The sequence below is a fragment of the Streptomyces sp. NPDC005374 genome (assembly GCF_042872225.1).
Classification (GTDB): domain Bacteria; phylum Actinomycetota; class Actinomycetes; order Streptomycetales; family Streptomycetaceae; genus Streptomyces.
Genome location: NZ_JBIAKA010000017.1, coordinates 119,250 through 129,792, shown reverse-complemented (window position 1 = coordinate 129,792; position 10,543 = coordinate 119,250). Strand labels below are relative to the sequence as shown.

At 71.6% G+C, this 10,543-nt stretch carries 15 protein-coding genes; 2 read left to right on the top strand and 13 right to left on the bottom strand.

The genetic code is table 11. The features are described from left to right. Positions 1-151: 151 nt before the first annotated feature. Genes ACFYRX_RS35600 through ACFYRX_RS35585 form a run of 4 tightly spaced genes read right to left on the bottom strand, consistent with a single transcriptional unit; the run spans position 152 to position 1,881 of the window. A complete protein-coding gene (locus tag ACFYRX_RS35600) occupies positions 152-607 on the bottom strand; it encodes a DUF3618 domain-containing protein (protein ID WP_389109073.1) in 456 nt (151 codons plus the stop codon). Then, on the bottom strand, positions 604-1,023 hold the full coding sequence (locus ACFYRX_RS35595) for a phage holin family protein (protein ID WP_389109070.1): 420 nt from the start codon (positions 1,021-1,023) through the stop codon (positions 604-606). Before ACFYRX_RS35595 ends, ACFYRX_RS35600 begins: the two co-directional genes overlap by 4 nt. A gap of 52 nt (positions 1,024-1,075) precedes the next feature. After that, complete coding sequence (locus tag ACFYRX_RS35590) at positions 1,076-1,756, bottom strand: hypothetical protein (RefSeq protein ID WP_389109067.1); 681 nt, start codon at positions 1,754-1,756, stop codon at positions 1,076-1,078. Then, positions 1,753-1,881 carry a hypothetical protein gene (locus ACFYRX_RS35585; RefSeq protein ID WP_389109064.1) on the bottom strand — a complete coding sequence of 43 codons (129 nt, stop codon included), beginning with the start codon at positions 1,879-1,881 and terminating at the stop codon, positions 1,753-1,755. Before ACFYRX_RS35585 ends, ACFYRX_RS35590 begins: the two co-directional genes overlap by 4 nt. Positions 1,882-2,033: 152 nt before the next feature. On the opposite strand from ACFYRX_RS35585, the gene dapA reads away from it, so the two are divergent. Next, a complete protein-coding gene (gene dapA / locus ACFYRX_RS35580) occupies positions 2,034-2,930 on the top strand; it encodes a 4-hydroxy-tetrahydrodipicolinate synthase (RefSeq protein WP_389109058.1) in 897 nt (298 codons plus the stop codon). Here dapA and ACFYRX_RS35575 read toward each other — a convergent pair whose 3' ends face one another. The 7 genes from ACFYRX_RS35575 to ACFYRX_RS35545 all read right to left on the bottom strand — a co-directional run bounded on the left by ACFYRX_RS35575 (position 2,931) and on the right by ACFYRX_RS35545 (position 8,552). After that, a complete protein-coding gene (locus tag ACFYRX_RS35575; protein WP_389109055.1) occupies positions 2,931-4,133 on the bottom strand; it encodes a WD40 repeat domain-containing protein in 1,203 nt (400 codons plus the stop codon). Continuing rightward, on the bottom strand, positions 4,130-4,699 hold the full coding sequence (locus ACFYRX_RS35570) for a SigE family RNA polymerase sigma factor (protein WP_389109052.1): 570 nt from the start codon (positions 4,697-4,699) through the stop codon (positions 4,130-4,132). Before ACFYRX_RS35570 ends, ACFYRX_RS35575 begins: the two co-directional genes overlap by 4 nt. Before the next feature lie 150 nt (positions 4,700-4,849). Continuing rightward, positions 4,850-5,839 carry a 2,3,4,5-tetrahydropyridine-2,6-dicarboxylate N-succinyltransferase gene (gene dapD / locus ACFYRX_RS35565; RefSeq protein WP_389109049.1) on the bottom strand — a complete coding sequence of 330 codons (990 nt, stop codon included), beginning with the start codon at positions 5,837-5,839 and terminating at the stop codon, positions 4,850-4,852. Between the two features lie 114 nt (positions 5,840-5,953). Continuing rightward, a complete protein-coding gene (locus ACFYRX_RS35560; RefSeq protein ID WP_389109047.1) occupies positions 5,954-6,958 on the bottom strand; it encodes a CU044_5270 family protein in 1,005 nt (334 codons plus the stop codon). A gap of 2 nt (positions 6,959-6,960) precedes the next feature. Further along, positions 6,961-7,566: an RNA polymerase sigma factor gene (locus ACFYRX_RS35555; RefSeq protein WP_389109044.1), complete on the bottom strand. Its 606-nt coding sequence runs from the start codon at positions 7,564-7,566 to the stop codon at positions 6,961-6,963. A gap of 117 nt (positions 7,567-7,683) precedes the next feature. Next, positions 7,684-8,232, bottom strand: coding sequence for a TetR/AcrR family transcriptional regulator (locus ACFYRX_RS35550; RefSeq protein WP_389109041.1), 549 nt, complete (start codon positions 8,230-8,232; stop codon positions 7,684-7,686). Then, on the bottom strand, positions 8,232-8,552 hold the full coding sequence (locus ACFYRX_RS35545; RefSeq protein ID WP_389109038.1) for a DMT family transporter: 321 nt from the start codon (positions 8,550-8,552) through the stop codon (positions 8,232-8,234). The genes ACFYRX_RS35550 and ACFYRX_RS35545 overlap by 1 nt, the downstream gene beginning before the upstream one ends. A 287-nt stretch (positions 8,553-8,839) precedes the next feature. Here ACFYRX_RS35545 and ACFYRX_RS35540 point away from each other — a divergent pair, with 287 nt between their 5' ends. After that, the gene (locus tag ACFYRX_RS35540) at positions 8,840-9,652 is read left to right on the top strand and encodes an AbfB domain-containing protein (RefSeq protein WP_389109035.1); all 813 of its coding nucleotides are present in this window, start codon (positions 8,840-8,842) and stop codon (positions 9,650-9,652) included. A gap of 77 nt (positions 9,653-9,729) precedes the next feature. Here the strand turns inward: ACFYRX_RS35540 and ACFYRX_RS35535 are convergent, their stop codons facing one another. Together ACFYRX_RS35535 and sufU are read right to left on the bottom strand one after the other, a co-directional pair. Then, positions 9,730-10,062 carry a metal-sulfur cluster assembly factor gene (locus ACFYRX_RS35535; RefSeq protein WP_030677253.1) on the bottom strand — a complete coding sequence of 111 codons (333 nt, stop codon included), beginning with the start codon at positions 10,060-10,062 and terminating at the stop codon, positions 9,730-9,732. Continuing rightward, positions 10,059-10,529: a Fe-S cluster assembly sulfur transfer protein SufU gene (sufU, locus tag ACFYRX_RS35530; RefSeq protein ID WP_389109032.1), complete on the bottom strand. Its 471-nt coding sequence runs from the start codon at positions 10,527-10,529 to the stop codon at positions 10,059-10,061. Before sufU ends, ACFYRX_RS35535 begins: the two co-directional genes overlap by 4 nt. Positions 10,530-10,543 lie beyond the last annotated feature (14 nt).

Sequence of the window (10,543 nt, the reverse complement as noted above, 5' to 3'; positions counted from 1 at the left end):
TTTGGGCCCCCCCGCCCACCGGTGCGGGGGCGGGCTGCGCGGGGGGGTGGGGGGGGGGGGCCCGCGCGCGCCCCCCCCCCCGGGGGGGGGGGCCCCCCCCGGGGGGGGGGGGGGCCCCCCCCCCCCCCCCCCCCGCCCTCGTGCGCGCTGCTCACTTCCTGGGATACCGCCACGACACCACGACCACCGCGGCCAACGCCGCGCCGACGATCAGCACCGGCCTCGGATGCCGAACCGCCGCCATGACCACGGACCGCGCCGGCACGGGCACACCGCGCCCCGCCCGCCGCTCCAGTTCGTGGCCCGTGCCCGCCGCCCGGTCGTGGACCCGGTGACCGGCCTGCGTGGCCCTCTCGTGCACGGTGTGACCGGCCTGCGCGGCGGTGCTGCGCAACTGGACGGTCATCGCGCCCGCCTTGTCCCTGAGGTCTGCCGCCCGCGCCCGCGCGCGGCCCTTCACGTCCATCTTGCCCGCCAACTCCTCCACCGTGTCGCCGAGTTGGCTGCGAGTCCGCTCGATCTGGCGCCGCAGCTCCTCGGGTCCCTCGGCGCCGACCGCCTGAGCGGCGTCGGCGCCCGTGCTCCGCGATCCTGTCCGGTCCGTCATCGGTGCGCCCTCTCCTTGATCTCCTCGACGTCGGCCTTGACGCTGTCGAGCGCCTGCTCGGGCGTGGGGGGTGTGGCCTGGCGCAGCTGGGCGCGGCCGGTGGCGGCGAGCACCCCGGCGATCACGAACAGCACGGCCGTCACGATCAGAGCCGAGGCCCAGACCGGCAGCACCAGCGCCAGGGCGGCGACGGCCGTTCCGGCCAGGGCCAGCAGCCCCGCGTAGGCGAAGGCGCCCGCCGCGCCCAGCAGCCCGCCGCCCTTTCCTGCGCGCCGGCCCTTCGCGGTCAGTTCCTCTTTGGCGAGGGCGACCTCCTGCCGTACCAGCAGGGAAACCTGTTCGGTGGCCTGCCCGACGAGTTCGCCCACCGAGTGGTGTCCGTCGTGCGCCGGCCTGGGGGCCGTGGTTCCGGTCACGGTGCTCCGCCTCCTCTCGGTCGGAACACCCGGGTACCCGACCCGGCCCCCGCTACCCCTGCGGGCCGCCGCCCGGGCCGCGCTGTCCGAGCCGGGCCAGCTGGCCCTGGAACCAGTCGAGCCGGGCCTGCAACAGGGCGGCCTCGGCGGCGAGTTCGGGCACTCCGAGCTCCTCGGGCAGATCGGGACCGGCGACCGCCGCCCCGGCCACCACGCGCAGCCCGTCCCCGGCCAGCCGGGCGAACCCGGCGAGCGAGACGGACGTACGGCCTCGCAGGCAGCCCGCGCAGGAGGGGGCCAGCGCCCGCCACCCCGGTCTGCCCCAGCCGGCGTCGGCGAGCGCCGCCGCGACCGTGCCGCAGGAGCAGGGTCCGACGGTGGCCGTACGCACCCGCTGGCGGGCGTAGCGGAAGCCGAGTTCGAAGCGGAGGTAGCGGCCGAGGACCAGGACGTCGAGGAGGACGGCCGTGCGGTGCTCGGCCGTGCACAGCAGCGCCTCGGCCGTCGCGCGGTCGTGCACGCAGTGGAAGCCGCAGTCGCAGCGGCGGTTCGGTGCCCGGTGCCGCAGGCCGTACACGCAGGACGCGTCGGCCAGGACTCCGTACGGCAGCGCGCCGCCGAGCGAGACACCGGTGAACCCGGCCCGGACGCCGTCCTGGGACAGCACCGGGTGGGCGATCTTGTATCCGGTCGGCGGCTCCGTCGGGCGTTCCTCCGGAAGCCGCAGCCTCATCGGGCCGCCGGAACCTCTTCGGGAGCCTTCAGTTCCTTGATCTCCTCGGGGAGTTCGAACTCCTCCTCGTGGACCTCCGGCCGCTCTTCCGCGACACCGGTGGCGAGTGCCTTGCCGAGCTTCATGACGCCTCCAGGACCAGGGGTCGTGCACCGTCCTGGCCATGGTGACCCATGCGGGCCCGGTTTGGACATAGGGCCTTTTCGCAGCATCCCTTAGCAATACACCGTAGAAGAATTAAGTGGAGCTTCACGGTTGATTCGCCGAGACTACGCGTATGACGACAACCGCCCCACCCTTCGGCCGCGCCCTCTGCGCCATGATCACGCCCTTCGACGAGGCCGGCGCCCTCGATCTCGACGGCGCGCAGGTGCTCGCCGACCACCTGGTGCGAGCGGGCTGCGACGGGCTCGTCCTCTCCGGCACGACGGGTGAGTCGCCCACCACGACGGACGCGGAGAAGGCGGCGCTGGTGACGGCGGTGCGGGAAGCCGTGGGCGGGCGGACGCCGGTCGTGGCGGGAGTGGGCACCTTCGACACCCGGCACACCGTCGAGCTGACCCGGGCGGCCGAAAAGGCGGGCGCGGACGGGGTGTTGGTCGTCAGCCCCTACTACAGCAGGCCGCCGCAGGACGCCCTGGAGGCGCACTTCCGGGAGATCGCGGACGCCTCCGGGCTGCCGGTCATGCTCTACGACATCCCGGGCCGCACCGGCACCCGCATCGAGCCGGAGACGATGATCCGGCTCGCCGAGCACCCCCGGATCGTCGCGGTCAAGGACTGCTCCTACGACCTGCTCGGCGCCCAAAAGGTCCTGCACCGCACGGAGTTGGCGTACTACGCGGGCTGCGACGAGCACATCCTCGCCCTGTACGCGGTGGGCGGGACGGGCTACGTCAGCACGGTGGCCAACGTGGTCCCCGCCCAACTCCGGGCGGTCCTGGACACGTTCGAGGCGGGCGACACCCCCGTGTCCGCCCGCCTCCAACAACGGGCCACGCCGCTGATCGAGGCGATGATGTCGGCGGGTCTGCCCGGCACGGTCACGGCCAAGTCCCTCCTCAACGCGCTCGGTCTGCCCGCGGGCCCGGTCCGCTCCCCGCTGCGGCCCGCCGACCGGGAGACGGCCGACAGGCTGCTGGCGGAGTACGAACGGCTCGTGGCCGCCGCCTGATCAGGGCTGGGCGAAGAGCGGCTCCCATCGTCCGGCGTCCCCGTCGTTGCCCTGGCGGAAGCCGCTGAGCGGGACCTCCTTCTCGCTGCCGACGGTGACGAGCACGAGCCGCTGATGGAACTCGTTCTTGTCGTTCTTGCCGATGTCCCAGGCGATGAGCTGCCTGTTGCCCACCCAGGCGAGCAGTTGCTGGCCGCGCACCTCGGTCTTCGCGCCGGTCCCGGCATCGACGACGTACGAGGACGTCTTCCACTTCTTGCCCGCGAAGTCACCGGCGACGAGCTTGCCGTCGGGCGAGGTGCCGGCGTCGACGAACCACTCCAGGTACTTGTCGGCCGCCGGTGTGGAGACCTTGGTGCCCTTGAGGTCCCAGAACTCCTTGCCGATGTCGCCCATGGGATTCCCGGCCCAGACATGCCGGCCGTCACCGGTGAGGGCGAAGTCCTGGCGGGCGTTGAGGAAGGCATCGCCCGCGAGCTCGACCTCGCTCCAGGCGCCCTCCCCGGAGGCCACGTCGAGGACGTAGAAGCCGGTGCGGCTCGACGTCGAATCCGCGTCCCAGCCCTCGGAGCCCTGGCTCTTGACCCGCAGATCGGGGTTCTTGGCGTAGGTCGTCGCGACCAGCTTGCGGCCGTCGCGGGAGAAGGCGAGCCCGCCGACGCCGTGGTCGACCGGGATCCACCGCGCGACCTTGCCCGTGGCCAGGTCGAGCAGGCCGATCCGCGAGGCGGGCAGGTCCCGTTCGAGGACGGCGGCGGTCTTCCCGCCGGGGGCGACGGCGACCCAGGACCAGTCCGCGGCCTTGCCGTACGTGCCGCTCCTCGGGTTCAGCAGGTGGTAGGTGCGCTCGTACACAGCACTGTCCGCGCTCTTCTTGACCTGCTCCCCGATGGAGTACCCGACCAGGGTCGTGCCCCCGACGGAGATCCTGTCGCGCGGCGGCGACTGGTCCGGGTGGGACTCGACCTTCTTCGGGACCACGATGCCGCCGGAGGGCCGTACGTCCTCCTTGCCGGAGTCCAGCAGCGGTACGCACACCCCTACGGCGACCGCCACCACGGCGGCCACGGCGACGACCGCTGCCCTACGGGTCCGGCGGCGCCGCCGGACGGCGAGCACCCGGTCGGCGAACCCCGCCACCGCGGGGGGCTGTTCGGCGGCCTGCTCGCGCAAGGCGTCGCGCACGATGTCGTCGACGTTCACGGACGCACCTCCACGGGCGAATAGTCACGGGCGTCGAACCGCTCGGCCTCCGCGAGCCCGAGGGCGGCGAGTTCGGGAGCGAGCTGACGCAACCGGGCCAGCGAGCGGTGGGTGGTGGACCGTACGGTGCCGACCGAGCAGCCGAGCAGCCGTGCCACGTCGGCCTCGGGCAGGTCGTCGAAGTAGCGCAGCACGAGCACGGAGCGCTGACGTGCGGTGAGCCGGGACAGCGCCTGGCGCATCACCAGGCGCAGTTCGGCCGCGGCGGCCGTGTCGGCGCCGGGGTCACCGGTGCCCGGTGGCTCGGGCGGCTCGGCGACACTGACCTCCCGCCGGGGCCACTTGAGCCGCCAGCGGCTGACCTGCTGACGGTAGAGGATCCGCCGTACGTAGGCCTCGGGTTCGTCGATCCGCTGCCAGCGCCCGGCCGCCTTGAGCAGGGCGTTCTGGAGCAGGTCCTCACCGGCGTGCTGGTCTCCCCCGCACAGCAGCACAGCGGTCTTCAGCAGGACGGACGACCTGCTGTCGACGAAGTCCCGGAAACTCTCCAGCCCTTCGGCATTCATCGTCACCTTCTCTTCCCCGGCGACGCCTGTGCGTCACCCCTCCGCCTCTAGTGACGCGTGCCGTGGCCCGCCGCTATGCCACTGCCACGAAAAAAGTCGCCGCAGAGGAATGTGCTCCTCCACGGCGACTTCCGCAGCGTCTGCGCGGGCTCAGTTGTGGCTGTGCAGGACGTCGTTGAGGCCGCCCCAGACCGCGTTGTTCGGGCGGGCCTCCACCGTGCCGGTGACCGAGTTGCGGCGGAAGAGGATGTGCGAGGCGCCGTTCAGCTCACGGGCCTTGACGATCTGCCCGTCGGGCATGGTCACGCGCGTCCCCGCCGTGACGTAGAGCCCGGCCTCGACGACGCACTCGTCGCCGAGCGCGATGCCGACGCCCGCCTCGGCGCCGATCAGGCAGCGCTCGCCGATGGTGATACGGACGTTGCCACCGCCGGAGAGGGTGCCCATGGTGGAGGCGCCGCCGCCGATGTCCGAGCCGTCGCCGACCACGACACCGGCGGAGATCCGGCCCTCGACCATCGACGTGCCGAGCGTGCCCGCGTTGAAGTTCACGAAGCCCTCGTGCATCACGGTGGTGCCCTCGGCGAGGTGCGCGCCCAGCCGGACCCGGTCCGCGTCGGCGATCCGGACGCCCTTGGGGGCCACGTAGTCCGTCATGCGCGGGAACTTGTCGATGCTCGTCACGGCGAGGTGCAGACCCTCTGCGCGGGCGTTGAGACGCACCTTCTCGACGTCGTCGACGGCGACCGGGCCCAGCGAGGTCCAGGCGATGTTGGGGAGGAGGCCGAAGATGCCGTCCAGGCTCTGCCCGTGCGGCTTGACCAGGCGGTGCGAGAGCAGGTGCAGACGCAGGTAGGCGTCGTGGGTGTCGAGCGGCTTCTCGTCGAGCGAGGCGATGACCGTGCGGACCGCGATCACCTCGACGCCACGGCGCGCGTCCGGGCCGACCGCCTTGGCGGCGCCTTCGCCGAGCAGTTCCACGGCCGTCTCGGCCGACAGCCGCTCGGTACCGGCCGGGCCGGGTTCGGCGGAGAGCACGGGGGCGGGGAACCAGGTGTCGAGAACGGTGCCGTCGGCGGCGACGGTGGCGAGGCCTGCGGCGATGGCGCCGGTGGTGCGCGGAGCAGTCGTGTCGGTCATGAGGGCAACCTAACCGGCGGGGGGCGTGGGATGCGAACCCGTGCGCGGGGTGTCTCGGGTGGTGGGCGGCCCGCACTTCCCCGTGATGCGGGCCGCCCGGTTCACGGGGCGGGGTCAGCCGCGGTCGCCCGCCTTGTCGACCACGGCCCTGGCGAGGAGCGAGTTGCCGCCGACGACCTTGTCACCGACGACCAGGCGCATGCCGGCGATCCGGTAGGTCTGCGGATCGATCAGCCACTGGTCCCGCATCGTCTTTCCGGAGGTGGGGTCGGCGGGCCGCGTGTGGTAGGTCAGGGCGATCACCCGGCGGCCGGAGGCCGTTTCGACCAGATGGTCGGCGACCGTCCCGTCCGGCAGGGTCGCGAGCGCCCGGTAGAGCGAGGCCAGCCCCTTGGACGGCATCACGTCGGCGTCCAGGAGGACACTGATCTCGCTGTAGTCGTTCTCCGCCTGGGACACCCCTTTGGGGTCGGCGAGGGCGTTCTTCTCGCGCAGCACCTTCAGCGTCCCCGGGCCGTCGGCGGGCAGAGCGGCCAGGACCCGGTACATCTCGCGCGCCGACCGGTCGTCGCCCTCGGCGCCGTTCTCCAGCTGCATCGACCTGGTGCGGAGTTCGAGCTTCTCGCCCGTGTTGTCCAGCTCCATCGTGGCCATCGCGGTGCCGTCGTAACGCGTCCAGGTCTCCTGCGGTCCCGCCAGCAGCTTCATCGGGCCCTCGGCGTTCTGCGCCTGCTCGTCGAGCGGTTCCTGCGCCTGCTTGGTGTAGATCCACTGCTCGGCCGTCGGAGCCGGCCCGTCCTGCTCCGCGGCGACCACGTCCGCGGCCCGCCGCAGGAGCTCGGCCGCGCTCATTCCCTTCAGGGACACGGTGGGGGTGACGGCGGGCTGCACCTTCCGCCCACCACCGCCCCCGCCCACCAGCAGCGTCGCCGTCACGACGACGGCGGTCACCGCCGCCGCCACCGCGACGATCACGAACTCCCGTCGCCGCCACAGCGCCCGGCGCCGCTCCCCGGCTCGCGCCGCGTCGAGCAGCAGAGCCCGCCCCGGCGCGAGCCGCGCACGGTGGGGCACCGGCGCGTCGGCGCGCAGTTCACGCACCTTCGTCATCTCGTCCATCGCTACGCCACCTCCGCCGCGTCGCTCACGAATGCGGGATCGGCGCCCAGCGCCGTACGTACCTTGCGGCGGGCCCGGTTGAGCCGGGAGCGCACGGTGCCGACCGGGATGTCCAGCGCCTCGGCGACCTCCTGATAGGTGAGTTCGGCCCAGGCGACGAGCAGCAGGACGTGCCGGTCACCGGCCGACAGCGCGGCGAGGGCACCGGCCAGCGGGCCCTGTGCGGCTATCCTGCTGTCGGTGTCCTCGACCCAGGAGGCGCTCCAGGACGCGGCGACCGGGTCCTGACCGGTGCGGGCCAGCGCCCTGAGCGCCCGGACCTCGGCACGGCGCTGCTTCCCGATGAGGTTGCCCGCGATGCCGTACAGCCAGGGGCGGGCGTTGGGGCGCGCGAGGTCGTAACGGGAGCGGATCCGGAACGCGACAAGGAAGGTGTCCGACGTGATGTCGTCGGCCGCGCTGTCGCCGAGGCGGCGGGCGGCGTACCGGTGGATGTCCGGCGCATGGCGGTCGTAGAGCCGGGCGAACAGCTCCGGCTGCTCCAGCGACCGGGCGACGACCTCGGCGTCGTCCTCCGTCCGTGCCGTGGACGACGGTGGTCCACTCACAGGGCTCCCCCAGGTTCGTCGGTGTGTGCGTGACACCCCTTGTTTCCCGATGGACGGCGAAGAGTTCACGGACACCGCGAGGAAATCATCCCGGGCCGGTGATCACCCGGGACCGGATCATCCAGGACCGGTGGGGATCACCCGCGCCAGGACCTCCCGCGCGTACTCCTCGTCGTACGGCGCCCCCGTCAGCAGTACCTGAAGGCAGATCCCGTCCGTCAGCGCCACCAGCGCCCGTGCCGTGACCGGGTCCGTGCGGTGGGCGAGGCGTTCGGCGAGGTCGTCGGCCCATTCGGCGACGACGGGGCGCAGCGCGGGACGGCGCAGCGCGGCGAGATAAAGCTCGTACTCCAGCTCGACGCCGGCGCGGTCGCCGCCGAGCCAGTCGCCGAGGACCCGGGCGAGGTCTGCGGCCAGGTCGCCGCCGGGGTCGTCCAGGGCCCCGTGCGCGGCGACCGCCTTGGCGAAGCCCTCACTGGCCTGGCGGAGCGCGGCGACCATCAGCTCGTCGAGGCTCTTGAAGTGGTACGTCGTCGAACCGAGAGGCACGTCGGCCGCGGCGGCGGCACTGCGGTGGCTGAGCCCCGCGAGGCCCTTCTCGCCGACGACCCGAATGGCGGCGTCGATGATCCGCTGCCGGCGCTCGGGGTCGTGACGCCGCGCCATCAGTGTGCCCCTCCCAGGTTCAGCACCACGACCCCGACGATGATCAGCGCGATCCCGGCGGCCTTGGTGGCCGTCATGCCCTCCCCGAGGAAGAACATCCCGATCGCGGCGATCGCCGCGGTGCCGGCCCCGGCCCAGATCGCGTAGGCGGTGCCGACCGACACCGTCTTCAGGGTCTGGGCGAGCAGCGCGAAGGAGAGGACGTAGCCGAGCACGGTCAGCATCGAGGGCCCGAACCGGCTGAAGCCTTCGGTGTACTTCATGGCCGTGGTCGCTCCGACCTCGGCGGCTATGGCTCCGGCGAGCAACAGGTATCCCATGTGTACAAGCGTACATAACAGTTCGCCGAACCGGTGCCGGAAGAACGCCGTAGGGACAAGCCGGGGCAGAGGTGATCACATCGCCACACGGCCGTCGCCCCGGAGGCATATCCCGGGTCGGGCGAGAAGGGAATGTGGAAACCAGCCGGTTCAAAGGGCTGCTCGTGAGCCCCGGTAACCACTAGTGTTCCCCCGAAAGCACTAGCGTTTCACCATTCACATACCGTTCGCTCACCGCGCCACCACAGCAGCGGCCGCCGCATCCCGCCGCGCCGGAGGAACAGCGCATGCCCGAAGAAAAGCCCCGGCCGCCCCAGGACCGCCCCTGGGAGAACGGCTGGACGTTGGACACCGCCCGCACACCCGGCACCAGAAGGCTCTATCTGGCCGGGGCACTCGCGGTGGCCACGATCATCGCCTGCGTGGCCGCAGTGGTCGCCACGAACAACGCGATGGACACCCCGTCAAAAACCGCGCACGACGACGGCTCCGGCCTGATCTCCTTCACCTCGCAGCCCCCGACCACTGCCCCGGAGGGCGACAGCGGTCTCTCGTCGGTGTCGCCCAGCCCCCTGGACCCCCGACAGCAGGGCCCCAGCCCCACCGCCACCGTCACGGCCACCCCGAAGCCGCCGAAGTCGGCGCCTTCGAAGGGCACTTCGTTGAAGCCGAAGCCTTCCGCGACCTACCGCTCGGTCCGCTCGGTCAACTACCCCGACCGCTACTGGCACGTGACCCAGTACTACGTCGGCCTCGACGCGGTCCGCGGCTCGGAATCCCGCGAGGACTCGACCTTCAAACTGGTCAAGGGCCTGGCGAACGCCTCCTGTTACTCCTTCACCACGCACGACGGCAAGTACCTCCGCCACAGCAACTTCGTCCTGCGGGCCGCCCGCGACGACGGCTCGTCCCTCTTCAAGCAGGACGCCACCTTCTGCGCCCGCGACTCCTCGTACTCCGGCGCGAAGATGCTGGAATCGGTCAACTACCCCGGCTACTTCCTCCGCCACGAGAACTTCATAGTCCGCCTGGAACGCTTCGAGTACAGCCCCCAGTACCTCCAGGACTCGGCGTTCCAGCTGGTGGGCGGGCTGGCCTGAGCCGCGCATGAGCACGGGAAAGCGGCGGCACCCGAACAGGTGCCGCCGCTTTCCCGTGAACCCGTGAACGGGGTCTCTCAGACGTTGAACCCGAGCGCCCGAAGCTGCTCCCGGCCGTCGTCCGTGATCTTGTCCGGGCCCCACGGCGGCATCCACACCCAGTTGATGCGGAGTTCGTTGACGAGGCCGTCCGTGGCGGACTTGGCCTGGTCCTCGATGACGTCCGTGAGCGGACAGGCCGCGGAGGTCAGGGTCATGTCGATGGTCGCGATGTTCGCGTCGTCGACGTGGATGCCGTAGATCAGGCCGAGGTTGACGACGTCGATGCCCAGTTCGGGGTCGACGACGTCGTACAGGGCCTCGCGGAGTTCCTCTTCCGAGGCCGGCTTCATCTCAACGGTCTCGCTCATGCCGTCTTCCTTTCGGCGTCGGCGCCGGCGTCGAACGCCTGGGCCGTCGCGTCCTTCCACGCCATCCAGCTGAGGAGAGCGCACTTGACCCGGGCCGGGTACTTGGAGACACCGGCGAACGCGACCGCGTCCTCCAGCACCTCCTCCATCGCGTCGTCGGGCTCGATACGGCCCTTGGACTGCATCAGTTCCAGGAAGGTCTCCTGGATCCGCCGAGCCTGAGCCAGGTCCTTGCCGACCAGCAGATCGTTCAGGACGGAGGCGCTGGCCTGGCTGATCGAGCAGCCCTGACCCTCGTACGAGACGTCCTCGATCCTCGTGCCGTCGTACTTCACCCGGAGGGTGATCTCGTCGCCGCACGTCGGGTTCACGTGGTGCACCTCGGCGTCGCCGTCCCTAAGACCGCGCCCGTGCGGGTGCTTGTAGTGGTCCAGGATGACTTCCTGGTACATCGAATCAAGCTTCACGTCTCAGCCGCTCC

What these genes read in the sequence shown, in the direction of transcription:
- dapA (WP_389109058.1), top strand. Translation starts at nt 2,034, where the DNA reads ATGACGACAACCGCCCCACCCTTCGGCCGCGCCCTCTGCGCCATGATC.
- ACFYRX_RS35535 (WP_030677253.1), bottom strand. Translation starts at nt 10,062, where the DNA reads ATGAGCGAGACCGTTGAGATGAAGCCGGCCTCGGAAGAGGAACTCCGC.
- ACFYRX_RS35540 (WP_389109035.1), top strand. Translation starts at nt 8,840, where the DNA reads ATGCCCGAAGAAAAGCCCCGGCCGCCCCAGGACCGCCCCTGGGAGAAC.
- dapD (WP_389109049.1), bottom strand. Translation starts at nt 5,839, where the DNA reads ATGACCGACACGACTGCTCCGCGCACCACCGGCGCCATCGCCGCAGGC.
- ACFYRX_RS35600 (WP_389109073.1), bottom strand. Translation starts at nt 607, where the DNA reads ATGACGGACCGGACAGGATCGCGGAGCACGGGCGCCGACGCCGCTCAG.
- ACFYRX_RS35550 (WP_389109041.1), bottom strand. Translation starts at nt 8,232, where the DNA reads ATGGCGCGGCGTCACGACCCCGAGCGCCGGCAGCGGATCATCGACGCC.
- ACFYRX_RS35590 (WP_389109067.1), bottom strand. Translation starts at nt 1,756, where the DNA reads ATGAGGCTGCGGCTTCCGGAGGAACGCCCGACGGAGCCGCCGACCGGA.
- ACFYRX_RS35570 (WP_389109052.1), bottom strand. Translation starts at nt 4,699, where the DNA reads ATGAATGCCGAAGGGCTGGAGAGTTTCCGGGACTTCGTCGACAGCAGG.
- ACFYRX_RS35545 (WP_389109038.1), bottom strand. Translation starts at nt 8,552, where the DNA reads ATGGGATACCTGTTGCTCGCCGGAGCCATAGCCGCCGAGGTCGGAGCG.
- ACFYRX_RS35585 (WP_389109064.1), bottom strand. Translation starts at nt 1,881, where the DNA reads ATGAAGCTCGGCAAGGCACTCGCCACCGGTGTCGCGGAAGAGCGGCCG.
- ACFYRX_RS35560 (WP_389109047.1), bottom strand. Translation starts at nt 6,958, where the DNA reads ATGGACGAGATGACGAAGGTGCGTGAACTGCGCGCCGACGCGCCGGTG.